Origin of the sequence: Pseudarthrobacter oxydans, from assembly GCF_034258515.1 — a bacterium.
Taxonomy (GTDB): domain Bacteria; phylum Actinomycetota; class Actinomycetes; order Actinomycetales; family Micrococcaceae; genus Arthrobacter.
In genome coordinates, this window is record NZ_CP139438.1 from 2,644,446 (window position 1) to 2,669,451 (window position 25,006).

Genomic DNA, 25,006 nt, shown 5'->3' on the forward strand with positions numbered 1-25,006 from the left:
CCTAGACTCTAGCGCGTGGCCTGCTCCCCCGCCTCGCTGCGTCGCCACCGGACCTCGCATTCAAGGCCTAGCCCGGGGTCAGGATGAAGTCCCAGGGATCGCTGTTGGTAGTGCTGACCCGGATTTCAACGTCATGGCCCTGGTCGGCGAGGACATTGCCCAGCGCAGCCGCAGCGGCAGGCAGCCACAGCCACTCGCTGGCGAAATGGGACACATCCACCAGGTAGGGCCGGCCGTTCAGGGCGGCCTCCCGGGCTTCCGACGCCGGGTGGTGACGCAGGTCAGCGGTGACATAGACGTCCGCGTTGCTGGCTCTGACCTCATTGAAGAGGGAGTCCCCGGCACCACCGCATACGGCGATGCGCCGGACCAGGCCGTCCTTGTCGCCGGAAACCCGCACTCCCCCGGCAACGGACGGGAGGATCCCGAACACGCGGGCCGCAAAATCGCCGAGGGTCATGGCCTCCGCCAGGTCCCCCACCCGCCCGATGCCCTCTTCCGGGAGGCCGTTTGCGGCCACCGTGAGCGGGGCGGCGTCCTGGAGGCCGAGCGCGTCGGCGAGGACGTCGGATACGCCGCCGACGGCGGAATCACCGTTGGTGTGGACGGTCAGCAAAGCGGTGCCGGACTCGATCAACCGGTGCACTGCCCGGCCCTTGGGGGTGGTGGCGGCGACGCTGGTGACGCCCTTCAGGAGGAGGGGATGGTGTGTGATCAGGAGTTCCGCGCCCCACTCCACCGCCTCCTCAATGACTTCCAGGGTTGGGTCGACGGCGAACATCACCTTGGTGACGGGCGCGGAGGGATGGCCTGCCACCAGTCCCACTTCGTCCCAGTTCTCTGCCAGGGATTCGGGCCACAGCTCTTCCACGGCCAGGAGCAGTTCACCCAGGGTGGGCGCCTCCGCGGACTCCGCTGCCCCAGGCCCGCCGGAGGGTGCGCCGCCGTTGCCAGTGCCGCCGTCGATGTTGTCCGGGCCGGTAACGTCGGTGTCCGCAGGTTCCATAGTCTTAGTTTTACCCCATCGGGCCGTCCGGACCGCACGTTTACAGCCGCCGCCCCTGGACGGCCCGGGAATCTTCCCGCGCCCCCAACCATTGAAGAGGTCATGAAAACTTTTGTTTTAGGCGGAGGCTGCTTCTGGTGCCTCGACGCCGTTTACCAGAAGACCAAGGGCGTCAGCTCGGTGGTGTCCGGCTATACCGGGGGCCACGATCCGCAACCGGACTACTACTCGGTCTGCAACGGCACCACCGGCCATGCCGAGGTTGTTGCCGTGACGTTCGACGAGGAGACCATCCCGGCGGAGGTCATCCTGGACATGTTCTTCGCCCTGCACGATCCCACCACGCTGAACCGCCAGGGCTACGACGTCGGCACCCAGTACCGTTCGTCGATGTTCTATGAGACCACCGAAGAGAAGATCCTCTTTGAAAAAGCGATCGACCGGAACCAGGCACTGTGGGCCCATCCGATTGTCACGGAGGTCAGCCGGCTGCCCCGCTTCCATGTCGCGGAGGAGTTCCACCAGAACTATTACGCCAAGCATCCAGAACAGGGGTACTGCCAGGTGATCATCAACCCCAAGCTCGCCAAGGCCAGGAAATATTACTCTGCATGGCTTAACGCTTAGCCACGCTTACGCGGCCTCGTTAGGCTGACCTCAGTATTCACCCCTCAGAGATAGGCGTATGTACATGGCACGGATCTATGACGATGTGACACAGCTGGTCGGCGGGACCCCGCTGGTCAAGCTCAACCGGCTCAGCGAGGGCCTGGATGCCACCGTCGCCGTCAAGCTTGAGTTCTACAACCCGGCCAACAGCGTCAAAGACCGTATCGGTGTTGCCATTGTCGATGCCGCCGAGAAGTCCGGTGCACTGAAGCCCGGCGGAACCATTGTTGAAGGCACCTCCGGAAACACCGGCATCGCCCTGGCAATGGTGGGTGCTGCCCGCGGCTACAAGGTCATCCTCACCATGCCGGAGACCATGTCCACGGAACGCCGCGTCATGCTGCGCGCCTTTGGCGCCGAGATCGTCCTGACTCCGGGTTCCGAGGGAATGCGCGGCGCGGTGGAGAAGGCCCAGGAAATCGTGGCCAACACCGAGAACTCCATCTGGGCACAGCAGTTCGCCAACGAAGCCAATCCCGAAATCCACCGCACCACCACGGCGGAGGAAATCTGGGCGGACACCGACGGCGCAGTGGACATCTTCGTCGCGGGCGTAGGCACCGGCGGAACCGTCACCGGCGTCGGCCAGGTCCTCAAGGAGCGCAAGCCCGGCGTCCAGATCGTCGCGATCGAGCCCAAGGACTCCGCCATCCTCAATGGCGGCGCACCCGGCCCGCACAAGATCCAGGGCATCGGCGCCAACTTCGTGCCTGAAATCCTGGACACCAACGTCTATGACGAGGTCCTGGACGCCACGCTTGAGGATTCCGTCCGGGTGGCCCGCGAGCTTGGCGTCAAGGAAGGCATCCTGGGCGGCATCTCCTCCGGCGCCATTGTCTGGGGTGCCCTGGAACTGGCCAAGCGTCCCGAAAACGCGGGGAAGCTGATCGTGGCTGTTGTCTGTGACTTCGGTGAGCGTTACATCTCCACCGTCCTCTATGACGACATCCGCGGCTGATCCAGCCGCTGTTCGCCCGTTTCCTGTAGAAAGAACTTTGTGGGCTTTTTCGCAAGACTAAAGGAAGACCTCGACGCCGCCCGGTCCCACGACCCGGCGGCTCGGGGTTCTTTTGAGAACTTTTTCGCATACTCCGGCCTGCATGCCATCTGGATCCACCGGCTGACGCACTGGCTGTGGCAGAACCCGGGGTTGCGTTTCCCTGCCCGGTTGATCTCGCAGCTGGGCCGGTTCCTCACCGGAATTGAGATCCATCCGGGTGCCACCATCGGCCGTCGCTTCTTCATCGACCATGGGATGGGCGTGGTGATCGGAGAGACTGCCGAGATCGGCGAGGATGTGATGATCTATCACGGAGTCACCCTGGGCGGCCGCTCCCTGGCCCGGATCAAACGCCACCCCACCATCGGTGACCGGGTAACCATTGGTGCCGGCGCCAAGATCCTGGGGCCAATCACCATTGGCCGGGACAGCGCCGTGGGCGCCAACGCGGTGGTGGTCAAGGACGCGCCGCCGGAATCGATTGTCACCGGCGTCCCCGCGAAGTGGCGCCACCGGGATGCCCAGCGTGAAACCAAGCCTGCGGTGGACCCGGCAGAGTACGACATCGAATACCGGATCTGACAACAGAAGCCGCCAACCCTGGCCGTGTCACCAGCGCCAGGCAAAAGCCAAAGGCCGGCAGTTCCTGAAACTTCAGGAACTGCCGGCCTTTGGCTTTAACCGATGGTGGAGGCTAGTGCGTGTCCACGGCTTCGATCTCGGACTTGTCCTCGCCCCAGAGGGTGTGGAAAGTGCCCTCGGAGTCGACGCGGCCATAGGTGTGGGCGCCGAACAGGTCTCGCTGGCCCTGGATCAGGGCGGCAGCAACGCGCTTGCGGCGCAGGCCGTCGTAGTAGGCCAGCGAGGAGGAGAACACCGGAACGGGGATCCCCAGCTGGACGGCGGTAGCGACGACCCGGCGCCATGCCGGCAGTGCCTCGGCGATGGCCTGCGTGAAGGCCGGAGCGAACAGGAGGTTGGCCGGCTTCTCGTCCGCTGCGTAGGCCTTGGTGATGTCCTTGAGCAGCTCGGCGCGGATGATGCAGCCGGCCCGCCACAGGGAGGCGATCTCGTCCAGCTTGAGGTCCCAGCCGTACTCCTTCGCTGCCGACGTCAGCATGTCCAGGCCCTGGGCGTAGGAGACAAGCTTGGACGCGTACAGTGCCTGGCGGACGTCCTCGACGAACGTCTCCGGGATCTCCACGGATGCCTCGTTGCCGGCCAGCAGCTCCTGGCCCAGCTTGCGCTGCTCCGTCTGGGAGGACAGGGCGCGTGCGAAGACGGATTCGGCGATGCCGGAAACCGGGGAGCCGAGCTCCAGTGCGGAGATGACGGTCCAGCGGCCGGTACCCTTCTGGCCGGCCGCGTCCACCACGACGTCGACGAACGGCTTGCCGGTCTTGGCGTCCACGTGACCCAAAACCTCGGCGGAGATCTCGATCAGGAAGGAGGAAAGCTCGCCCTTGTTCCAGTCCGCAAAGATCCTGGCCTGCTCGGCAGGCTCAATGCCGGCACCGGAACGCAGGAGGTCGAAGGCTTCGCCGATGACCTGCATGTCGGCGTATTCGATGCCGTTGTGGACCATCTTGACGAAGTGGCCGGCGCCGTCGGTTCCCACCCAGGCGCAGCACGGTTCGCCGTCCACCTTGGCGGAGATCTTTTCCAGCAGCGGGCCCAGGGCCTTGTAGGACTCCTTGGAACCGCCGGGCATGATGGAGGGGCCGTTGAGCGCGCCCTCTTCGCCGCCCGAGACACCGACGCCCACGAAGTGCAGGTCCTTCTTGGCAAGGGCAGCTTCGCGGCGGCGGGTGTCCTCGTAGTGGGAGTTACCGGCGTCGATGATGATGTCGCCCGGTTCCAGGAGCGGCTCCAGCTGTTCGATGACTGAGTCAACAGGCTTGCCGGCCTTGACCATGATCAGCACGCGGCGCGGCTTCTCCAGGGAATCGACAAGTTCCTGCAGGGTTTCCGTCCGGACAAAGTCGCCTTCCGAGCCGTACCTTTCCAGCAGGGCGTCGGTCTTCTCGACGGAACGGTTGTGCAGGGCAACCGTGAAGCCGTTCCTGGCGAGGTTGCGGGCGAGGTTGGCGCCCATCACCGCGAGGCCGGTGACACCGATGTGTGCAGACATCAAAACTCCAATTCGTACGTTGCGCGGATGTGCAGGGCTCCCGTTGCGTCGGAAGCACGATTGCAGACCAAGGGTCTTAATAAAGCATATATATTCGGGAGGTAACAGGAAAGTAACGCCCACCTTGTGGAAGCAATTGTGTCGCTGCGGTCCCGGCCGGCAGCCTTCCGGCCAACCCATTCACACTAGGCTTAGCTGCATGACCAGCAGCCTGCACCACCGTGCCATTGAGAATCTTGGCACCCGAATTGTCTCAGGGGAGCTGCCTGCCGGCCATATCATGCTCGCCGAAAACCTTGAGGATGAACTCGGGGTATCCAGGTCGGTGATCCGCGAGGCCGTCCGCGTGCTGCAGTCCCTCGGCCTGGTGGAGACCACCAAGCGGGTGGGCATCCGGGTATTGCCCCCGAGCCGCTGGAATCCCTTCGATCCCCAGGTCATCCGGTGGCGCCTGGCCAGTGACGCCCGCGGCGCGCAGCTTCGGTCACTTGCTGAGCTGCGGTCCGCCGTGGAGCCGGCCGCGGCCGAGCTGGCCGCCCAGAACGCGCCGGCGCCGCTGCGGCTGGAGCTGGTGGACGTCGCCCGTGCAATGCTCGACGCCGGCCGCAAGGGTGACGTGCCCCGCTTCCTTGAGCTGGACATCCAGTTCCACTCGCTGCTGCTGTCCGGCTCGGGCAACGAAATGTTTGCGAACCTCATGGGCCAGGTGGCGGAGACCCTGACGGGCCGGACCGTGCACGGACTGATGCCCGACCATCCGCACGAGGCCGCGCTCCAGTGGCACATGGACGTGGCGGAGGCAATCGCCCGGGGCGATGCTGCCACCGCCCGGGAGTCGTCAGACAAAATCATGAGGCGGACCATGTCCCAGATGTCCGATACGTGGACCGAGCAACCCCGCGTCTTCATTCCGGTGCAGCGCTGACACCGCTGCGTCGACTTTTTGTTTCCAGAGGTTCACGGTATATTCAACCCAGGCCCTCCACCGCGGCATCCCCCAATAGTCGCGGTGGAGGGTTTTCCAATGCCCGGAGCCCGCCGCCGGCCGGCACGATTCGCCTAGGCAGCGTCGGCAAGGGCTTCCCTGAGACGCCAGCCCCCACCCAGCCCGTCCCGCTCAAGGAGCATGGTGGTCAGGGCGGAGCCGGCGTTCCTTCCCAGCCTCACCTGAAGCTGCAGGACCTCGACATCCACACGACTAAGGCCCTTAGGCATCCTGCGGCGCGTCTCCCACCATTTGACCCGCTCAAACCACCGGACCGGTTCCGCGCCCACGGCCCATTCCCTGCCATTGCAGAGCACCGCCGCGGGCCTGCCGTCCGTCCCCGTCCGCACAATCACGTGTTCCATTCCTGCAAGCTATGGCAGGGGTCGGACATTCGGGGAAGAGCCCGGATTCCTGGCGGGGCGGGGCAACGCAAAAGCCCCGCCACTTCCACCTGAGGGCGGAAACTGCGGGGCTTGCGTGTGGGTCCTACCGGGATCGAACCGATGACATCCACGGTGTAAACGTGGCGCTCTACCAGCTGAGCTAAAGACCCAAAGTGGCCGGACCGGGCACTGCTGCGCCCTGACCAACGAACATAGACTCTACCCGACATCGGCCCCCGAATGCGAATCGACCGCTGAAGGGCACTGCGGCCTGCCCTTAGACGGGCGGGAGCTCCGACGCCAGCCAGGTCAGCGATTCACTGACGCCCGCCTCAAGCTTGATGGTTGCTTTGTCATCCCCGCGGGTTGCTCCCCTGTTGATAATGACCACCGGCTTGCCCTCCTTGGCGGCGTGCCTGACAAAGCGCAGGCCGCTCATTACCGTCAGTGACGATCCCGCAACAACCAGGGCTGCGGCATCATCGACCATCCGGTAGGAGATTTCGACCCGGTCCTTGGGCACGTTCTCACCGAAGTACACGAAGTCGGGCTTCAGCATTCCTCCGCAGGCGGGGCAGGCCGCCACCACAAAACTGCTGATCAACGCCTGGTCTTCCACCGTGGAATCGGCGTCCGGTGCCATCTCCACCAGCCCCGTCTGTGCCGCCCGGTCCAGGAAATCCGGGTTCAGCTCCTCGAGGATTCCTGCCAGCAGACGCCGCGTATAGGTCCGGCGGCAATTCAGGCAGACAACCTGGTCATACCTGCCATGGAGGTCGACGACGTTAACGCTGCCGGCGTCCTGGTGCAGGCGGTCCACATTCTGGGTGATGAGGCCGGTGAGGTGTCCCCTGCGTTCAAGCTCCGCCGCGGCGAGGTGGCCCTGGTTCGGATCCGCGCGCCGCAGGTGGGACCAGCCGATGTGGTTCCTCGCCCAGTATCGCTGGCGGTTGGCGGACGCCTTGACGAACTCCTGGTAGGTCATGGGCGAACGAGGGGGCGAACCGGGTCCCCGGTAGTCCGGGATCCCGGAGTCGGTACTGAGTCCGGCCCCGGTGAGCAGCGCGAAACGGTCCCCTGCCAGTACGTCCCGGATCCGGACCAGGACGTCAAGCTCTTCTGCGGACGGGGGTCCGGCAGGCACTGGCGGCATGCTCGCGAAGCCTGTGAGGCCCACACCATGCCGCTGCCCGCCCACGTGGAGTCAGGCCTTTTCGAGCCCGGCAAGTGCCGTGCGGTATTCCCCGAGGTCCCGGGCCTGGCCCCGCGGATTCACCACGCTGTACCGGATGGTTCCGCCCGCATCGATGATGAAGGTGCCCCGCCGTGCCATGCCGCTGTCGGCGTCGAACACCCCATACAGCCTGGCGACCTCGCCATGCGGCCAGAAGTCCGCGAGCAGGTCGAAGCTGTACCGTTCCTGGGCAGCATAGGCCCTGAGGCTGAATTTGCTGTCCACTGAGACGGCCAGGACGGTGGCGTTCGCATCCTGGAACAGCGCGAGGTTATCCCGCAGTTCGCAGAGCTCACCGGTGCAGATACCGGAGAATGCAAAGGGATAGAACACAAGGACCACGTTCTGGCCCCGGAAGGAGGACAACCTGACCGGCTCACCGTATTGGTTAACGAGTTCGAAGTCAGGTGCGGCCCCACCGACCGCGGGGACAGCTACGGCGGCAGCGGCAAGCGCTGCCGTCACTTGTTCTTCCTGCTCACCAGCCGCGTTGCGCTCCAGTCCTTGGACACGCCCGCTGAGGTGGTAACGTGCAGCCCGGCCGTCGGCGCTGCCTCCTGGATGTCTGCCGGGGAGACATATCCAGCCCGGCCGGACTTGGGTGTCAGCACCCACACCACGCCGTTTTCGCTCAGCGTGGTCAGCGAATCCATCAGACTGTCAACGAGGTCTCCGTCGCCGTCGCGCCACCAGAAGATGACGGCGTCCGCCACTTCATGGTCGTCCTCGTCCAGCAGCTCAGAACCGGTGAGGTCCTCAATATCGTCACGCAAGTCGAAATCGACGTCGTCGTCGTAACCGAACTCCTGAATCAGATCCCCGTTCTTGAAACCCAATTTTTCCGCCACATTTACCGAAGTGGCGGCGTCGGCCTCGCTCACGTGTACCTCCAATGCCTCATATATGCAGTGCGCATAGTGATTTCCATTACTCCCAAGCCAACACCCTTTGTGCCTGAGCTTCAAGCTGCCGCCCCCGCGATGCGCCATATTCTGCGTCACATCAGGTTCGTCCAGCCCGCTGCCCAGCGGCTTTTCGTCACACAACCAGTATGACGGCGAAATACAACTGGGCCGCCCAAGCCGCGGCTACGCATCGCGTAAGGGACAGAGTTAGAGTGGCAGGTGACAACTATGCCTGCGGGGCAACAACCCTGTAACTCCAATGCAGACGTAGGAAAACTTAGGACCCTGCCCGGCACACATGACCGGGCTGTTGTAACCGATACGTCGCACACGGCGTACGTACGCCGGGCGGTCACCCTGCCCGGCCTGAGTGCGCCACCAATGCGCGCAAAGAGAGGTTGGACGTGGCTGCAGGAGAAGATACCTCCCATATCCTCAGCGGGTTGACTAACCAGCTGCCTGATCGTGATCCCGAAGAGACTGCCGAGTGGGTTGAGTCCCTGGATGCATTGATCAGGGAACAGGGCACCGAGCGTGCCCAATTCATCATGCGGAGCCTGCTGCAGCGTGCCGGCGCGCAGAGCGTCGGGGTGCCGATGGTGACCACCACCGATTACGTGAACACCATCCCGGTGGACCAGGAAGCGGAATTCCCGGGCAACGAGGAATTCGAGCGCCGTTACCGGGCCTACATGCGCTGGAACGCTGCGGTGATGGTCCACCGGGCCCAGCGGGCGAACATCGGGGTGGGCGGACACATCTCCACCTATGCCGGGGCCGCGACCCTGTACGAGGTCGGGTTCAACCACTTCTTCCGGGGCAAGGACCACCCCGGCGGCGGGGACCAGGTCTTCTTCCAGGGCCACGCCTCCCCCGGCATGTACGCCCGCGCGTTCATGGAAGGCCGGCTCTCCGAGGAGGACCTGGACGGGTTCCGGCAGGAAAAGTCCCGCGAGGGCCACGCCCTGTCCTCCTACCCGCACCCGCGCCTGATGCCGCACTTCTGGGAATTCCCCACCGTGTCCATGGGCATCGGGCCGATGAACGCGATCTACCAGGCCCAGTCCAACCGGTACCTGCACAACCGCGGCCTGAAGGACACCAGTGACCAGCAGGTCTGGGCGTTCCTCGGCGACGGCGAAATGGACGAGCCCGAGTCCCGCGGCCTGCTCCAGCTCGCCGCGAACGAGAACCTGGACAACCTCAACTTCGTGATCAACTGCAACCTCCAGCGCCTGGACGGGCCGGTCCGGGGCAACGGCAAGATCATGCAGGAACTCGAAGCGTTCTTCCGCGGTGCGGGCTGGAACGTGATCAAGGTCGTCTGGGGCCGGGAATGGGACGACCTCCTCACCAAGGACACCGACGGGTCGCTGGTGAAGATCATGAACGAAACCCCCGACGGGGACTACCAGACCTACAAGGCCGAATCCGGCGGGTTCGTCCGCGAACACTTCTTCGGCAAGACCCCGCAGACCAAGGACATGGTCGCGGACCTCACCGATGACCAGATCTGGAACCTCAAGCGCGGCGGCCACGACTACCGCAAGGTCTACGCCGCCTACAAGGCAGCCACCGAATTCAAGGGCAAGCCCACCGTCATCCTGGCCAAGACCGTCAAGGGCTACGGCCTCGGACCGCACTTCGAGGGCCGCAACGCGACCCACCAGATGAAGAAACTCACCCTGGATGACCTGAAGAAGTTCCGCGACCACCTGCGGATCCCTATCACGGACGAACAGCTCGAAAAAGACCTGTACCAGCCCCCGTACTACCACCCCGGCAACGACGCTCCCGAAATCAAATACATGATGGAGCGCCGCGCAGCCCTGGGCGGGGCCGTCCCGGAACGACGGTCCAAGCACGCCGAGATCACCTTGCCGGACGCGAAGTCCTACGAGGTCGCCAAGCGGGGCTCGGGCAAGCAGCAGGCCGCCACCACCATGGCCTTCGTGCGCCTGCTCAAGGACCTGATGCGGGACAAGAACTTCGGCAAGCACATCGCCCCGATCATCCCCGACGAGGCCCGCACGTTCGGCATGGACGCGTTCTTCCCCACGGCCAAGATCTACAACCCCAAGGGCCAGAACTACCTCTCCGTGGACCGCGACCTCGTCCTGGCGTACAAGGAATCCGCCCAAGGCCAGCTGATCCACCCCGGCATCAACGAAGCCGGCGCCGTCGCAGCCTTCACCGCCGCCGGCACCGCCTACGCCACCCACGGCGTGCCCCTGGTCCCGGTCTACGTGTTCTACTCCATGTTCGGCTTCCAGCGCACCGGCGACGCCTTCTGGGCCGCAGCCGACCAAATGACCCGCGGCTTCATCATCGGCGCCACCGCAGGACGGACCACCCTCACCGGCGAAGGCCTCCAGCACGCCGACGGCCACTCCCCCCTGCTCGCCTCCACCAACCCCGCCGTCGTCACCTACGACCCCGCCTACGGCTACGAAATGGGCCACATCATCCGCGACGGCATCGAACGCATGTACGGGCCGGACTCGGAAGACCGGAACCTGATGTACTACCTCACCGTGTACAACGAGCCGATCACCCAGCCCGCAGAACCCGAGGAACTCGACGTCGAGGGCGTCATCAAGGGCATCTACCTGCTCGCCCCGGCAAAGATCGACGGTCCCCGGACCCAGATCCTCGCCTCCGGCGTGTCGGTGCCCTGGGCCATCGAAGCCCAGCGGATCCTCGCAGAAGACTGGTCCGTGTCAGCAGACGTCTGGTCCGTCACGTCCTGGAACGAACTGCGCCGCGACGGCCTCGCCGCCGAAGAGGAAGCCTTCCTCAACCCCGGCGAACCCGCCCGCGTCCCCTTCGTCACCCGGCAGCTCGAAGGAGCCACCGGACCCGTCGTCGCCGTGTCCGACTACATGAAAGCCGTCCCCGACCAGATCCGGCAATTCGTGCCCAACGAATTCGCCACCCTCGGCGCCGACGGCTTCGGCTTCTCCGACACCCGCGCCGCCGCCCGCCGCTTCTTCAAGAACGACACCCACTCCATCGTGGTGCGTTCACTGGAGATGCTCGCGCGCCGCGGTGAAGTGGATTCGCAGGCTCCGATCAAGGCGATTGAGAAGTACAGGCTCCACAACGTCAATGCCGGCACCACCGGCAACGCCGGCGGCGAGGCTTAGCACCTCCCCGCAGTAGAACCGCGACGGCGGCTCCCTCCGAAAGGCGGGGGCCGCCGTCGTCCGTTTCGGCAGGAGTGTCCTGTGACGCAGGCCAATGCGCATTGTAGCCTTTGCACAAATGGAGGTTGCGCGGCGGGGCCCGTATGCTCAGAGAATGCCAGCACCTGCCACCCCGTCCGCCAAGCGCAAACCGTCCACGCCCAGGGTCACGCCGGAGAAATCCGAGACGCTGAAGAAACTGCGGGCAAACGTGGGCCAGCTGTCCACCACCACCATGCGCGAGCTGGAAAAGTCGCTGCCTTGGTACAGCCGGCTCAGCTCGGACGAACGCTCGGCCCTGGGCATGGTGGCCCAGAACGGCATCGCCGCTTTTGTCACCTGGTACGAGCGGCCAAGCTCGCCGTCGTGGATCCTCACGGACGTCTTCGGCACCGCGCCCACCGAACTGACCCGGTCCATCAGCCTGCAGAAGGCGCTGCAGCTGATCCGGATCGTCGTCGAGGTGGTGGAGGACCAGGTTCCCGTGATTGCGCCGGAAGCTGACCAGCCATCACTGCGGGAAGCAGTGTTGAGGTACTCGCGGGAAGTCGCTTTCGCTGCCGCCGACGTCTACGCCCGGGCCGCCGAATCCCGCGGTTCCTGGGACACCCGGCTCGAAGCCCTCATCGTGGACGCCATCCTGCGCGGGGAAAACACGGACGCCCTGCGCTCCAGGATCGCGGCACTGGGCTGGAAGGCGCAGGAGCGCTTCACCGTCATGGTGGGCAATTCTCCCTCGGAGCCCAGCGCCAGCTACGTCAGCGAGCTGCGCCGGATGGCCGGCCGGTATGCGGAGGACGCCCTGGTGGGCATCCAGGGCGACCGGCTCATCCTCATCCTGGGTGGCGTCCAGGACCGGGAAACCGCGTATGTGAAGCTCAGCGAAATGTTTGCGCCCGGGCCGGTGGTGTACGGCCCGGAGGCCGGTTCCCTGCTGGAAGCCAGCGGATCGGCCCAGTCGGCCTTCGCCGGGCTGACAGCGGCCAGGGCATGGCCCGCCGCGCCGCGTCCGGTGGCCGCAGACGATCTGCTCCCGGAACGCGTCATCTCCGGGGACGACGCCGCGCGCCGTTCCCTCGTCAAGAACATCTACCGCCCGTTGCTGGCGGCGTCCAACGGCCTGGTGGAGACCCTGGGAACCTACCTGGAACTGGGCCATTCGCTGGAGGCAACGGCGCGGGAACTCTTCGTCCATGCCAACACCGTCCGGTACCGGCTCAAGCGTGTCTGTGACGTCACAGGCTGGGATCCGCTCCTGCCCAGGGAAGCCTTTGTCCTGCAGGCTGCGCTCGTGGTGGGGCGTCTTTCCGCCCCGCCTAAAGCTGCCGCGGAGCGCCTGCCGTCCCGGAATCAAGCCTAAGGCGTTGTAGACTTCCTACAACCTGACCCCGTGAGCTTGGTGCGGACAAACACCGCTGGAGCACACAGTAATTTGGAAAGCTGGATACGTGCTTGCAATAGTTTGCCCTGGACAGGGCTCACAGACCCCGGGTTTTCTGGCCCCTTGGCTGGAACTGCCCTCGGTGGCAGGCCAACTGGCCTCCTTGAGCGAGATCGCAGGCATTGACCTGGTCGCCCACGGAACCACCTCGGATGAGGAAACCATCAAGGACACCGCGGTCGCGCAGCCCCTGATCGTCGCAGCCGGCCTTGTTGCCGCGGGTTCGCTGTTTGATGTTGAGCTCAGTTCCCTTCCGGTTATCCTCGCGGGCCACTCCGTAGGTGAAATCACCGCGTCCGCCCTCGCCGGAGTGCTCACGGAGCAGGAAGCCATGACGTTCGTGCGCGAGCGTGCCAACAGCATGGCAGCGGCTGCCTCCGTCACTCCCACGGGCATGAGCGCCGTAGTTGGCGGCGACCCCGCCGAGGTCCTTGCGGCCATCACGGCCGCGGGCGCCACCCCCGCTAACGTCAACGGGGCGGGCCAGACCGTCGCAGCAGGCACTTTTGAACAGCTGAACGCCTTGGCCGCGAACCCGCCCGCGAAGGCCAGGGTCATTCCCCTTAAGGTGGCCGGCGCGTTCCACACCAGCCACATGGCCCCCGCCGTCAGCGCCCTCAAGGCGCTGCAGCCGCAGTTGAAGCCGCAGGCACCGAAGGTGCCGCTGCTGTCCAACTACGACGGCGGCGAAGTCACTGACGGCAGCGCCGCCGTCGACAGCCTTATTGCCCAGGTGTCACGTCCCGTCCGCTGGGACCGCTGCATGGAGGCGATGGTTGCCCGGGGCGTCACCGGCGTCATTGAACTTGCCCCCGCCGGCACCCTGGCCGGCCTCGCCAAACGGGGCATGCCCGGCGTCAAGACCGTAGCCGTCAAGACCCCCGACGACCTTTCCGCCGCCCTGGCACTCTTCGCAGAACTGGAGGGAGACGCATGAGCGTTCCCACGCTGAAGCAGGCTCCCATCCAGGAGCACACCCGCATCCTTGGACTGGGTGCCTACCGGCCCAGCGTCATCGTCACCAACGAGGATGTCTGCCAGTGGATCGATTCCTCCGACGAGTGGATCCGCCAGCGGACCGGCATCGTGACGCGCCACCGTGCCCCCGCGGACATCAGTGTCATCGACATGGCCGAGGGTGCCGCACGCGAGGCGATGGAAAAGGCCGGCATCGAACCTTCCCAGCTCGGCGCCGTCATTGTGTCCACGGTGACCCACCCGTATGCCACCCCTTCCGCCGCAGCCAGCCTGGCTGACCGCCTCGGGGCAACCCCGGCTCCTGCCTTCGACATTTCGGCCGCCTGTGCAGGATACTGCTACGGCATCGCCCAGGGTGACGCCCTGGTCCGCTCCGGTGCCGCCAAGTACGTCCTGGTGGTCGGCGCCGAAAAGCTGTCCGATGTCATCGACAACAGGGAACGCACCATCTCGTTCCTGCTCGGAGACGGAGCCGGCGCCGTCGTCATCGGCCCCTCCGACACCCCCGGAATCGCCCCCTCTGTCTGGGGATCGGACGGCAGCAAATGGGACGCGATCGGCATGACCCGTTCCATGCTGGATGTCCGCGACCTCGGCATGGCCGCCCGGCAGTCCGATTCCACAGGCGACCTCGCCCTCCTGGAAGAGGCCCAGGAGTTGTACCCCACCCTTCGCCAGGACGGGCAGACCGTTTTCCGCTGGGCCGTCTGGGAAATGGCCAAGGTTGCCCAGCAGGCCCTTGATGCCGCCGGCATCCAGGCGGAGGACCTGGTGGCCTTCATTCCCCACCAGGCGAACATGCGCATCATCGACGAGATGGTGAAGAAGCTGAAGCTGCCGGAGAGCGTTACAGTGGCACGGGACATCGCTGACGCAGGCAACACCTCGGCAGCATCCATCCCGCTCGCCACGCACCGCCTGCTGCAGGAAAATCCGGAGCTAAGCGGCGGACTGGCCCTGCAGATCGGTTTCGGCGCGGGGCTGGTCTTCGGCGCCCAGGTAATTGTCCTTCCCTAGGAACGCCCCAACGGGCCGCATCCGCGGCCCGGACCATTTCCGGCAGCACCTGCCGGCAATACAAGAAAAGGAGCCATCAATGGCTAGCAACGAAGAGATCCTGGCCGGCTTGGCTGAAATCGTCAACGAGGAAACCGGCCTGGCCCCCGAGGCCGTGGAGCTGGACAAGTCCTTCACCGAGGACCTGGACATCGACTCCATCTCCATGATGACCATCGTGGTCAACGCCGAGGAAAAGTTTGGCGTCCGCATCCCCGACGAAGAGGTCAAGAACCTCAAGACCGTCGGCGACGCCGTCAGCTTCATTGCCGGAGCGCAGGCCTAGCCAAGGCTTCCGCCGTTACGGCATGGCAGGGCTGCCGGTCCGGATGACCGGACCGGCAGCCCGCCGCATTTTTCCGGCACCTTCCGCCCGTTGGAACGGTGCCGATCATCAAAACGCGGGACCTCCGGAAGACGGATTCCCCACCGACGAAAGAGTGATCCCATGACACGCAAAGTAGTCATTACCGGTCTGGGTGCCACCACGCCCATTGGCGGCGATGTACCCACGATGTGGAACAACGCGCTCAAGGGGGTCTCCGGTGCCCGCACCCTGGAGGACGACTGGGTGGCCAAGTACGAGCTGCCTGTCCACTTCGCTGCGCGCTGCAGCACCCCGGCCCTGGACGTGCTCAGCCGCGTCGAAGCCAAGCGCATGGACCCCTCCACCCAGTTCGGCGTCATTGCGGCCCGTGAGGCCTGGGCCGATTCCGGCATCACCGAGTTCGACAAGGACCGCCTCGCTGTTGCCTTCGCCACCGGCATCGGCGGTGTCTGGACACTGCTGGACGCCTGGGACACGCTCAAGGAGAAGGGCCCCCGCCGTGTGCTGCCCATGACCGTTCCCATGCTGATGCCCAACGGTGTCGCCGCTGCGGTCAGCCTGGACCTCGGTGCCCGCGCCGGCGCCCACACCCCTGTTTCGGCCTGTGCCTCGGGTACCGAGGCGCTGCACCTGGGCCTGGATTTGATCCGCTCGGGCAAGGCGGATGTGGTCATGTGCGGCGGCGCCGAGGCTGCCATCCACCCCATGCCCCTGGCGGCATTTGCATCCATGCAGGCACTTTCCCGCCGGAATGACGATCCCCAGGGGGCGTCCCGCCCCTACGACACCGGACGTGACGGGTTTGTCATGGGCGAGGGTGCCGGCGCACTGGTCCTTGAAGCTGAGGAACACGCACTGGCGCGCGGTGCGCGTATCTATGGCGAACTGGCCGGAACGTCGGTCACTGCCGACGCGTACCACATCACCGCGCCCGACCCCCAGGGCCTGGGCGCCACGCGTGCGCTGAAGGCCGCCATGTTCGACGGCAGGATCCAGCCCGAGGATGTAGTGCACGTCAACGCGCACGCCACGTCGACGCCGGTGGGCGACAAGCCTGAATACACCGCCCTCCGCGCCGCCCTCGGATCCCATGTGGACAATGTGGCCGTCTCCGCCACGAAGTCCCAGATGGGGCACCTCCTGGGCGCCTCCGGCGCCGTCGAGGCCGTACTCACGGTGCTTGCCGTGTACGACCGGAAGGCACCCGTCACCATCAACCTGGAAAACCAGGACCCGGAAATCCCGCTCGACGTCGTCACCTCCGCCCGGGACCTGCCCGCCGGCAGCATCGTCGCACTGAGCAACTCGTTCGGCTTTGGCGGCCACAACGCCGTGATTGCCGTCCGCAGCGTCTAACGCCCCGGATTTGATCCGTTTACGAGAGGAGGCCCCGCCGGTTGGCGGGGCCTCCTCCTTGCTATGGAAATACGTCAGCTCGACGGCGGTCAGCCCACCTGGTGGAGCCAGCGCACGGGAGCGCCTTCAGCAGCGTGCCGGAACGGTTCGAGTTCTTCATCCCAGGCTTCGCCCAGGGCGAGGGAGAGTTCGTGGTAGACGGCGGCGGGGTCACCGGCGCCCGACTCGTAGGCGTAACGGATCCTGTCCTCGGACACCATGATGTTGCCGTGGACGTCGGTGACGGCGTGGAAGATCCCAAGCTCAGGGGTGTGCGACCACCGCCCGCCGTCAACGCCCTGGCTTGGCTCCTCCGTGACCTCATACCGAAGGTGCGCCCACCCGCGCAGGGACGACGCAAGCTTGGATCCTGTCCCGGGGGCGCCGGTCCAGGACAGCTCGGCCCGGAACATTCCGGGCGCGGCAGGCTGAGGGGTCCACTCAAGATCCGTCCGCTTGTCCACGACGGATCCGATGGCCCACTCAACATGAGGGCACAGGGCCGTAGGGGCCGAGTGAACGAACAGCACACCGCGGGTCATTGCATCAGACATTCCATCCTCCATAGCTCTAGGTACGTCTTCCCCAACGACCTCTGCCTGGATGGAACTGCTGGTGCCTGCACTGCGGCGGCGTTCCTGCCTGCCTATTCAGATGTATCAGATAAAGCTGTGTCCGGACTTGCTGTGACGCGAAAAGCCGCAAGCTTCACGCAGGACTTGAAAGTTACCGGACGTGACTCTCATTGTGCCGTACCCCACGAAATTACGCCAGTGCGATTCATGGCGGTGCTGGCTTACGCCCTCGGGTGGGCCTGCTGGTAGCTCTGCCGGAGCCGGTCCACCGAGACATGGGTGTAGATCTGGGTGGTGGCCAGGCTGCTGTGGCCAAGGATTTCCTGTACGGCGCGGAGATCGGCCCCTCCGTCCAGCAGATGCGTGGCCGCCGAATGCCGCAGGGCATGCGGCCCCGATGCCGAGGTATCGCCAAGCCCTGCGAAGAGGTCGTGGACCATGGCGCGGACCTGGCGCTGGTCCACCCGGCCGCCGCGGGCGCCCAGGAAGAGCGCCCGCCCGCTGCTGCCCTTGGCGAGCAGGGGCCTGCCCCGCCGCAGCCAGTCGTCCACGGCCAGGGCAGCGGGAACACCGTAGGGCACCGTGCGTTCCTTGTTGCCCTTGCCGATGACGCGCAGGGTGCGGCGGTCGGGGTCCAAATCATCGATGTCCAGCCCTGCCAGTTCGCCCACACGGACACCGGTGGCGTAGAGCAGTTCCACGATGGCACGGTTCCGCAGGGAAAGCGGCGCGCCCTCGGCCGCCGCATCGTCCAGGGTGGCCAGCAGCCGGGTCACCTGTGCGGCCTGCAGGACGCCGGGCAAAGCTTGCTCCCGCTTGGGGGCCGTGAGACGCAGTGCGGGATCCGCAACGATGAGCTCCTCCGCCAGCGCCCAGGCCGTGAAGACCCTTACGGAGGCGGACCGACGGGCGAGGGTTGCCCGTGCGGCGCCGGCCTGGCTCTGGTCCCCCAGCCAGCGCCGGAACGTTCCAAGCTCCAGGTCCCCAAGGCGGATGGCGCCTTCAGCCGAGGCATGGGACAGGAGGCTCCGGACGTCGCCCAGGTACCCTCGGAGCGTGTGTGGAGAAACGGCGCGCTCGGCGGACAGGTACCGCGCGAAGGCCTCAAGCGCCGCGCGAAGCTCCGCGGGCAGTTCCTCATTTTCCACCCCCCTACTGTCTCAGTTCCAGCGCCGAAAGGAGCGCTGACACGCACCTCCCGTCCCGGCCCGTACGCCCACAACGGCGGATCAGGCGCATCAGCTGGTTGCCTTTCCGCGTTTCCAGCCGCCCCGCTCCGAGACGGCCAAGCCCAGTAAACCCAACCGGCCCAAGCCGGCCCGGACGGATTCCTGGCCCAGGCCCGCGACCGTGGAGAGCTTTTCGACGGACGTGGTGGAGCGCAGCGGCAGGGCGTCCAGAAGAATCAGATCCTCCAGGGTCAGTCCGTCCTGAACGGCGGACTGGCCTTGGCGCGCGTCAGGAAGGGCAGAACCGCTGGGTCCAGCCAGTTCGGCAACCTCGGCGGCGTCCGTCACGCACACGGCCCCGCCATCCCGAAGAAGACGGTGGCAGCCGGCCGAGTTGGCGCTGTGCACGGATCCGGGAACAGCACCGACAGCACGGCCGAGGGTCTCGGCGTGGTGGGCGGTGTTCAGTGCCCCGGACCGCCACCTTGCCTCGACAACGACGGTAACGGCTGACAGCGCGGCAATAATGCGGTTGCGCTGGAGGAACCTGTAGCGGGTGGGGGCGGACCCCGGGGGAACCTCGGCGAGGACTGCGCCCTGGTTGCACACGGCCCGCAGGAGGTCCTCGTTTCCCGAGGGGTAGAAACGGTCCACTCCCCCGGCCATCACCGCAATGGTCGGCAGGGAATCCGACGCACCGGCAAGGGCTGCCCGGTGGGCATGCGCGTCTATGCCGTAGGCGCCGCCGGACACCACGGTGAATCCGCGCTGGGCCAGGGAGTAGGCCATATCGCCCGTGACCGATGCTCCATAGCTCGTGCTGTCCCTGGACCCCACAATGGCAACGGCTGTGGCCGCATCGGGAAGCCTCTGTTCCTGGCCCCGCCACCAGAGGCAGATAGGCTCCTGGATTCCGAGGTCTGCCAGCTGGGCAGGCCATAAGTCGTCCGACGGAATGATCAGGCGCCCGCCGAGCCGTGCCATGGTTTCAAGGTCGCGTTCGGGAGCGAGATCGGGGATGCGGGGCTTCCAGCGTTTGAGGGCGTTGGCCATCCCGGCCCAGACCGCGGCCGAACCGCCGTCCGTGAGGAGTGCGGTAATCTCCCGCTCCATATCCGGCCCTGCCGCCACCTCGCCGGTAGCGATCCGCAGTGCGTCCACCGCCCCGGCCACCTGCACAAGGGCCAGACCTGCCGCGTCCTGCGGCTCCATCAATCGCGAGAGGGCGGCACGGGAACGCCGTTCGATGTCCCTGGCTACTTGAGTCATGCCGCGGCCGCCGCTGCCTGCCGAAGGCCCAGGGCCTGCCCGATGTCGTTGGTGTCCGGCTGTTCCCGGTGCCCGAGGTCTGCCAGGGTCCAGGCCAGCCGGAGCACCCGGTCGTAGCCGCGGGCCGTGAGCACGCCCCGTTCCAGCGAATGGTCCAGGATGCGGGTCACGGCCGCCGGCAACCTAAGCTCACCCCGCAGGATGCGGCCCGGGACCTGTGCATTGGTCTCCAGCCCATAGCGTGCCAGCCGCTCGAGCTGCCGCCCCCGTGCGCCGCGCACCCGGCACGCCACGGTGGCGGTATCTTCCTCCGCTCCGGCCTGTCCGAAGTCGGCCAGGGAGACCCGTTCCACCTGCAGCTGGATGTCCACGCGGTCCAGGAGCGGCCCGGACATCCTGGCGAGATACCGCCGACGCATCATGGGTGTGCAGGTGCACTCGAGTCCCTTTCCGGAAGCTTTGCCGCAGGGGCAGGGATTTGCCGCGAGGACGAGCTGGAAGCGGGCGGGATAGGCGGCGGTTCCGGCTGACCGGTGGATCACCAGCTCGCCGCTTTCCAGCGGTTGGCGCAGCGCGTCCAGCACCCGGCGCTCGTACTCCGGGGCCTCGTCCAGGAACAGGACGCCCCGATGTGCCCGGGAGGCCGCCCCCGGCCGGGGAAGTCCGGAGCCGCCGCCGATGATGGCAGCCGCGGTTGCCGAGTGGTGCGGGCTTTCGAACGGCGGCCTCCGGAGCAGCTGGACTGAGGAGGAAGGCAGCCCGCACAGCGAATGGATGGCTGTAACCTCCATGGACTCATGGTCGCCAAGATCGGGCAGGAGCCCGGGCAGGCGTTCCGCCAGCATGGTTTTCCCGGCGCCCGGCGGACCCGTCAGGAGGAGATGGTGCGCCCCGGCGGCCGCCACCTCCAGCGCACGCCGTGCATCGCCTTGGCCCGAGACATCGGCCATATCGGGGTACGCCCCCGATTCGCCGGCTGCCTCGTCGGCACTGTCCGCGTCCTCGGGTTCGAAATCCAGCGCGAGCTCCTGGGGGTCTGCACCGAAGTCCAGTGCCAGCCTGGCCAGCGTGCTGTACCCCCGCACCTTGGCATCGGGGACCAGGGCCGCCTCCGCGAAGTTCGCCTGTGCCACGACGATGTCCGGATACCCGGCCTGTACCGAGGCCATCACGGCCGGCAGGATGCCCCTGACCGGGCGCAGCCTGCCGTCGAGCCCAAGCTCCGCGATGAACACGGTCCGCCCCGTGGGTTTGATGTCATTGGCGGCGCGGAGCACTGCCATGGTGACGGCAAGATCGAATCCCGAACCGCGTTTGGGCAACGAGGCGGGGATAAGGTTGGCGGTGATTTTCCTCCGGCTCAGGGGAATCCCGGAGTTCTTCGCGGCGGACCGGATGCGCTCCTTCGCCTCGTTGAGGGAAGCGTCGGGGAGGCCGAGGAGGACGAACGCCGGGAGGGTCTGGCCGATGTCGGCCTCAACCTCCACCATGTACCCGTTCAGCCCCACCAGGGCAATGGAGTAGGTGCGGCCCAGTGGCACTTATCCCACCCCCTTGAGGTGTTCCACCAGGGGTGTCCCGCCGCCGTCGTCTATCACCGCGATGACGTCAACACGCCGCAGCGGCATCCGCAGCTCCCGGTCCCTGCACCACGCAGCCCCAAGCCGGTGGAGCCGCGCAAGTTTTTCCGGGCCCACGGCTTCGAAGGGATGGCCGTAGTCCAGGGTGCGGCGGGTCTTTACTTCGGCGATGACCAGGGCGTCGCCGTCGAGGGCAACTATGTCTATTTCGCCTTCGGTGCAGCGCCAGTTACGCTCAACCACCAGCATGCCCAGGGTTTCAAGATAGCCGGCGGCGAGGTCCTCGCCGTGCCGGCCCAACAGGTCTTTCGATTTCATTTCTACCTCCGCAACCAGCCTGTGGTGGCTGGAGCACGGAGGACAGGACGATGACCGCCTATGTGGATTAAATGCGGTCAGGTGCCCCTGTGCAGGAGGAGTCCGCTTTGCAGGGAGGGTCCGGCCGGCGGAACGGAGCTAGTTGCCCAGGTCGACGTCCTTGGGAAGGGAAAGTTCCTCGTTGCGGGGCAGCTCTTCGACGTTGACGTCCTTGAACGTGAGGACCCTGACGCTCTTGACGAACCTGGCCGAGCGGTAGACGTCCCACACCCACGCGTCCTGCAGGGTGAGGTCGAAGTAGACTTCGCCGTCGGCGCTGCGCGCCTGCAGGTCGACATGGTTGGCCAGGTAGAAGCGGCGTTCCGTTTCGACAACATAGCTGAACAATCCGACCACGTCCCGGTATTCACGGTAGAGCTGGAGCTCCATGTCGGTTTCGTAGTTTTCAAGATCCTCAGCACTCATGCTTCCATCTTGCACCATCGGCGGGGCAGCCGCTGCCCGCGCCGGAGCACTCAGGGGTCGACGGCGCTATCCTCGCCATCCGGATCTTCACCGTCCGGATCCTGCCCGTCCGGCAGCCCGCCGTCGAGCAGGTCTCCGCCAAGCAGGCGCCAGCTGACCCGGTGGTAGGGCGTCGGCCCGGCAGCGCGGAGGACGTCGCGGTGCAGGGCCGTGGCGTAGCCCTTGTTGATGTCCCAGCCAAAGTCGGGGAACTCGACGTGCAGTTCCCGCATCATCCGGTCCCGTTCAACTTTGGCGATGACGCTTGCCGCAGCGACGCTCAAGCACTGCATGTCAGCTTTGATCTTGGTATGCACTGGTGCGTCACAGCTGGCCTCGACAACGGGTTCGTCGAACAATGACAGCTGCTCCGCGGGGGAAAGCCAGTTGTGGCTGCCGTCCAGGAGCACCGCCTCCGGACGGATGCCTGCCTCGAGGACCTCCCGCCAGGCCCGTGTTCCGGCGAGGCGCAGGGCGGCGATGATGCCGATGGAGTCAATTTCCTGGGCGGAGGCATGGCCCACTGCCGAAGCCACGCTCCAACGGCGCACCAGCGGTTCGAGCCGCTCCCGTTCGGCGGGGCTCAGGAGCTTGCTGTCCCGCACGCCGGCCAGCGGCTTCTGGCGTTCCAGGTCCACCACGGCAATGCCCACGCTGACCGGGCCGGCAAGCGCGCCCCGCCCCACCTCGTCCACCCCTGCGAGGTACCGTATCCCCTGTGCCTTGAAGGTCCGCTCGTGCCTCAACGTAGGGGCCTTTGCGCGCGCGGGCGGCCTGGCGGGACCCGTCCCGGGCTTGATTGCCGTGGACATGGTCAGGGCGCCGCCGGCACGTTCCGGAACACGTCCGGGTAATTGCCAAGGGTGGTGATGCGGTTCAGCGGCCAGGCAATGACCGCCGCCTTCCCTTCGAGGTCGTCGAGGTCGATGAACCCGCCGTCGGAATCCATGTGGGCACGGGAGTCGGCGGAGTGGTTCCGGTTATCGCCCATCACCCACACCTTCCCTTCAGGGACAACTACATCGAAGGTGCGGATCTGCGGAACCTCGGCGGGGTTGACGTAGCTTTCGTTGATTGCCGTCCCGTTAATGGTCAGTTTACCGCCGGCATCGCAGCAGACCACATGGTCCCCCGGCAGTCCGATGACCCTTTTGACCAGGTGCTGTTCAGAGTTGTCCGGCAGCAGGCCGACGAAGGTCAGGCCGTCCTGGATCCAGGTGAAGGGCCCCTGCTCCTTTTCCGGCGCGGCAGGCAGCCAGCCCTTGGTGTCCCGGAAAACCACCACGTCGCCGCGGCTAAGCGAGAAGGGTTCAGGCACCAGGAGGTTGACGAAAATCCGGTCGTCGACGTCCAGCGTATTGACCATGGACTCGGACGGGATAAAGAACGCCCGGAACAGGAACGTCTTGATGAGGAAGGACAGCACGACGGCGATCACCACCACAGTGGCGATTTCCTTCAGCCAGGCAAGGACCGGGCTGCCAGCGGATTTCCCGGCTGCCTTGGCGGCAGAGCGGCTGTCCGCGGCCGCGGGGGCAGGCGCCTCGGGATCCCGGGCTGCCGTCACCGGAACCGCATCGGCGGGTGTGCCCGAAGCCCCGTCCTGACGTGGTTCAGGAATCCGCGCGTGGTTCTCGGGCATCTACTGTCCGTTCTCTGTTGTTGGTCCTGCCGCAGGCGGACGTGGTACTGAAGCAAATCTATCAAGGGGCCAGATGATCTGGACCGGCCTGCCGATAACCCTGTCCAGCGGGACCATGCCGCCGCCGGGGGCACCGAGCAGGCTTCTGGAATCGGCGGACAGCGACCGGTGGTCACCCATCAGCCAGAGGCGCCCCTCCGGGACCACGACGCTGAACTTCTGGGTGCTGGGGGCGTCACCGCTGAAAATGTACGGCTCCTCCAAGGGCTCGCCGTTCACCGTCACGTTGCCGCCGGCGTCGCAGCAGGCTACCGAATCGCCCGGCATGCCGATGACCCTTTTGACGTAGGTTGTGTCGCTGCCGGTAAGGCCGGCCCATTGGGTAATGGCGGCCGCCGCATCCATGAAGGGGCCGTTGCCGCTCTTGAGCGGGGCGAAGGTACCCCGGCCGTCAAAGACGACGATATCCCCGTGCCGGACCGGTTCGTCCCGGAAGTCGGTCCGGGAAACCAGGATACGGTCCCCGCCTTCCAGCCCGGGCTCCATGGAGGCAGACGGGATGAAATAAATATCGAGCCACAATGAGCGGACCAGTCCGCTGACGGCAACGGCCAGGAAGACGGCGAGGAACGCAAAACGCCAGCCCGTTTTTCGGGGCTGGCGTTTTGTCTGGTCCATGGTCCGTATCCTGGGCGCTGGTGCTGGATGGCTCCGGCGCTGGCCGGATACGGCTGCGGCCCAGCCTCTGTAGGTCCGAAGGGACTTACTTGGCGGTGCTGAAGTCGCGCTTTTCCTTGATCTTCGCAGCCTTACCGCGCAGTGCACGCATGTAGTAAAGCTTCGCGCGGCGGACGTCACCCTTGGTAACGACCTCGATCTTTTCGATGATCGGGGAGTGAACCGGGAAGGTACGCTCCACGCCGACACCGAAGGACACCTTGCGGACGGTGAAGGTTTCGCGGACGCCTTCGCCCTGGCGGCCCAGGACGAAGCCCTGGAATACCTGGACACGGGTGTTCTTGCCTTCGATGATGTTCACGTGAACCTTGAGGGTGTCACCGGCGCGGAACGCGGGAACATCGGTACGCAGCGAGGCTGCATCGACGGAATCGAGAATATGCATAATGTGCACTCCTGGTGAACGCCACAGGTCATTCACTTTGGGTCACGGCAGGCAAGCCCGGACGCTGGTGGCGTACCCGGAGATTGCTGCCGAAAGTTAAGTGGTCCGGCCGCTTCACTGGTTGACG

Annotated in this window: 26 protein-coding genes and 1 tRNA gene; 10 read left to right on the forward strand and 17 right to left on the reverse strand. The window is 65.7% G+C overall.

Annotated features, from left to right (window positions below; genetic code table 11):
• Positions 1-67: 67 nt before the first annotated feature.
• Positions 68-1,006, reverse strand: a complete 939-nt coding sequence (locus SMD14_RS11910) for a Nif3-like dinuclear metal center hexameric protein (RefSeq protein WP_321213775.1) — start codon at positions 1,004-1,006, stop codon at positions 68-70.
• Between the two features lie 102 nt (positions 1,007-1,108).
• Here SMD14_RS11910 and msrA point away from each other — a divergent pair, with 102 nt between their 5' ends.
• From msrA to epsC, 3 genes are all read left to right on the forward strand, one after another.
• On the forward strand, positions 1,109-1,633 hold the full coding sequence (gene msrA, locus SMD14_RS11915; protein WP_321213776.1) for a peptide-methionine (S)-S-oxide reductase MsrA: 525 nt from the start codon (positions 1,109-1,111) through the stop codon (positions 1,631-1,633).
• Between the two features lie 64 nt (positions 1,634-1,697).
• Positions 1,698-2,633, forward strand: coding sequence for a cysteine synthase A (cysK, locus tag SMD14_RS11920; protein WP_157241932.1), 936 nt, complete (start codon positions 1,698-1,700; stop codon positions 2,631-2,633).
• A 39-nt stretch (positions 2,634-2,672) separates the two neighbouring features.
• Complete coding sequence (gene epsC / locus SMD14_RS11925; RefSeq protein WP_321213777.1) at positions 2,673-3,257, forward strand: serine O-acetyltransferase EpsC; 585 nt, start codon at positions 2,673-2,675, stop codon at positions 3,255-3,257.
• A 112-nt stretch (positions 3,258-3,369) separates the two neighbouring features.
• Here the strand turns inward: epsC and gndA are convergent, their stop codons facing one another.
• Positions 3,370-4,806, reverse strand: a complete 1,437-nt coding sequence (gndA, locus tag SMD14_RS11930) for an NADP-dependent phosphogluconate dehydrogenase (protein WP_157241931.1) — start codon at positions 4,804-4,806, stop codon at positions 3,370-3,372.
• 199 nt (positions 4,807-5,005) lie between these two features.
• Between gndA and SMD14_RS11935 the strand changes: the two genes are divergently transcribed.
• The gene (locus SMD14_RS11935) at positions 5,006-5,731 is read left to right on the forward strand and encodes a FadR/GntR family transcriptional regulator (protein WP_157241930.1); all 726 of its coding nucleotides are present in this window, start codon (positions 5,006-5,008) and stop codon (positions 5,729-5,731) included.
• A 134-nt stretch (positions 5,732-5,865) separates the two neighbouring features.
• Here SMD14_RS11935 and SMD14_RS11940 read toward each other — a convergent pair whose 3' ends face one another.
• From SMD14_RS11940 to SMD14_RS11960, 5 genes are all read right to left on the reverse strand, one after another.
• Positions 5,866-6,156 (reverse strand): hypothetical protein, encoded by a 291-nt coding sequence (locus SMD14_RS11940; protein WP_157241929.1) that lies wholly within the window; start codon positions 6,154-6,156, stop codon positions 5,866-5,868.
• Between the two features lie 118 nt (positions 6,157-6,274).
• A tRNA-Val gene (locus SMD14_RS11945) sits at positions 6,275-6,347 on the reverse strand.
• A 107-nt stretch (positions 6,348-6,454) separates the two neighbouring features.
• Complete coding sequence (locus SMD14_RS11950; protein WP_321213778.1) at positions 6,455-7,375, reverse strand: NAD-dependent protein deacetylase; 921 nt, start codon at positions 7,373-7,375, stop codon at positions 6,455-6,457.
• Positions 7,376-7,381: 6 nt separating this feature from the next.
• On the reverse strand, positions 7,382-7,876 hold the full coding sequence (locus SMD14_RS11955; protein ID WP_321213779.1) for a peroxiredoxin: 495 nt from the start codon (positions 7,874-7,876) through the stop codon (positions 7,382-7,384).
• Positions 7,873-8,292 (reverse strand): DUF3052 domain-containing protein, encoded by a 420-nt coding sequence (locus tag SMD14_RS11960; RefSeq protein ID WP_321213780.1) that lies wholly within the window; start codon positions 8,290-8,292, stop codon positions 7,873-7,875. Before SMD14_RS11960 ends, SMD14_RS11955 begins: the two co-directional genes overlap by 4 nt.
• A gap of 428 nt (positions 8,293-8,720) precedes the next feature.
• Between SMD14_RS11960 and aceE the strand changes: the two genes are divergently transcribed.
• From aceE to SMD14_RS11990, 6 genes are all read left to right on the forward strand, one after another.
• Complete coding sequence (aceE, locus tag SMD14_RS11965) at positions 8,721-11,462, forward strand: pyruvate dehydrogenase (acetyl-transferring), homodimeric type (protein WP_321213781.1); 2,742 nt, start codon at positions 8,721-8,723, stop codon at positions 11,460-11,462.
• A 154-nt stretch (positions 11,463-11,616) separates the two neighbouring features.
• Positions 11,617-12,861 (forward strand): CdaR family transcriptional regulator, encoded by a 1,245-nt coding sequence (locus SMD14_RS11970; protein WP_157241925.1) that lies wholly within the window; start codon positions 11,617-11,619, stop codon positions 12,859-12,861.
• A gap of 88 nt (positions 12,862-12,949) precedes the next feature.
• Positions 12,950-13,879 carry an ACP S-malonyltransferase gene (locus SMD14_RS11975; RefSeq protein ID WP_321213782.1) on the forward strand — a complete coding sequence of 310 codons (930 nt, stop codon included), beginning with the start codon at positions 12,950-12,952 and terminating at the stop codon, positions 13,877-13,879.
• Positions 13,876-14,937, forward strand: coding sequence for a beta-ketoacyl-ACP synthase III (locus tag SMD14_RS11980; RefSeq protein WP_157241923.1), 1,062 nt, complete (start codon positions 13,876-13,878; stop codon positions 14,935-14,937). The genes SMD14_RS11975 and SMD14_RS11980 overlap by 4 nt, the downstream gene beginning before the upstream one ends.
• Before the next feature lie 79 nt (positions 14,938-15,016).
• The gene (locus SMD14_RS11985; RefSeq protein ID WP_009359314.1) at positions 15,017-15,262 is read left to right on the forward strand and encodes an acyl carrier protein; all 246 of its coding nucleotides are present in this window, start codon (positions 15,017-15,019) and stop codon (positions 15,260-15,262) included.
• Positions 15,263-15,424: 162 nt separating this feature from the next.
• Positions 15,425-16,660 (forward strand): beta-ketoacyl-[acyl-carrier-protein] synthase II, encoded by a 1,236-nt coding sequence (locus SMD14_RS11990; RefSeq protein ID WP_321213783.1) that lies wholly within the window; start codon positions 15,425-15,427, stop codon positions 16,658-16,660.
• Positions 16,661-16,749: 89 nt separating this feature from the next.
• On the opposite strand, the gene SMD14_RS11995 is transcribed toward SMD14_RS11990, so the two are convergent.
• The 10 genes from SMD14_RS11995 to rplS all read right to left on the reverse strand — a co-directional run bounded on the left by SMD14_RS11995 (position 16,750) and on the right by rplS (position 24,879).
• Complete coding sequence (locus SMD14_RS11995) at positions 16,750-17,253, reverse strand: DUF3145 domain-containing protein (protein WP_157241921.1); 504 nt, start codon at positions 17,251-17,253, stop codon at positions 16,750-16,752.
• Positions 17,254-17,495: 242 nt separating this feature from the next.
• The gene (locus SMD14_RS12000) at positions 17,496-18,422 is read right to left on the reverse strand and encodes a tyrosine recombinase XerC (RefSeq protein WP_321213784.1); all 927 of its coding nucleotides are present in this window, start codon (positions 18,420-18,422) and stop codon (positions 17,496-17,498) included.
• Positions 18,423-18,512: 90 nt separating this feature from the next.
• The gene (gene dprA / locus SMD14_RS12005) at positions 18,513-19,712 is read right to left on the reverse strand and encodes a DNA-processing protein DprA (protein WP_321213785.1); all 1,200 of its coding nucleotides are present in this window, start codon (positions 19,710-19,712) and stop codon (positions 18,513-18,515) included.
• The gene (locus SMD14_RS12010; RefSeq protein WP_321213786.1) at positions 19,709-21,253 is read right to left on the reverse strand and encodes a YifB family Mg chelatase-like AAA ATPase; all 1,545 of its coding nucleotides are present in this window, start codon (positions 21,251-21,253) and stop codon (positions 19,709-19,711) included. The genes dprA and SMD14_RS12010 overlap by 4 nt, the downstream gene beginning before the upstream one ends.
• On the reverse strand, positions 21,254-21,610 hold the full coding sequence (locus SMD14_RS12015) for a YraN family protein (protein WP_157241919.1): 357 nt from the start codon (positions 21,608-21,610) through the stop codon (positions 21,254-21,256). It lies immediately after the preceding gene.
• Positions 21,611-21,748: 138 nt separating this feature from the next.
• The gene (locus SMD14_RS12020) at positions 21,749-22,075 is read right to left on the reverse strand and encodes a DUF2469 domain-containing protein (protein WP_157241918.1); all 327 of its coding nucleotides are present in this window, start codon (positions 22,073-22,075) and stop codon (positions 21,749-21,751) included.
• Between the two features lie 50 nt (positions 22,076-22,125).
• The gene (locus SMD14_RS12025) at positions 22,126-22,926 is read right to left on the reverse strand and encodes a ribonuclease HII (protein ID WP_321213787.1); all 801 of its coding nucleotides are present in this window, start codon (positions 22,924-22,926) and stop codon (positions 22,126-22,128) included.
• Between the two features lie 2 nt (positions 22,927-22,928).
• Entirely contained in the window at positions 22,929-23,756 is an 828-nt protein-coding gene (gene lepB / locus SMD14_RS12030; protein ID WP_321213788.1) for a signal peptidase I, read from the reverse strand.
• Positions 23,757-24,434 (reverse strand): signal peptidase I, encoded by a 678-nt coding sequence (lepB, locus tag SMD14_RS12035; RefSeq protein ID WP_321213789.1) that lies wholly within the window; start codon positions 24,432-24,434, stop codon positions 23,757-23,759.
• 85 nt (positions 24,435-24,519) lie between these two features.
• Positions 24,520-24,879, reverse strand: a complete 360-nt coding sequence (gene rplS, locus SMD14_RS12040; protein WP_050054723.1) for a 50S ribosomal protein L19 — start codon at positions 24,877-24,879, stop codon at positions 24,520-24,522.
• Positions 24,880-25,006: the final 127 nt, after the last annotated feature.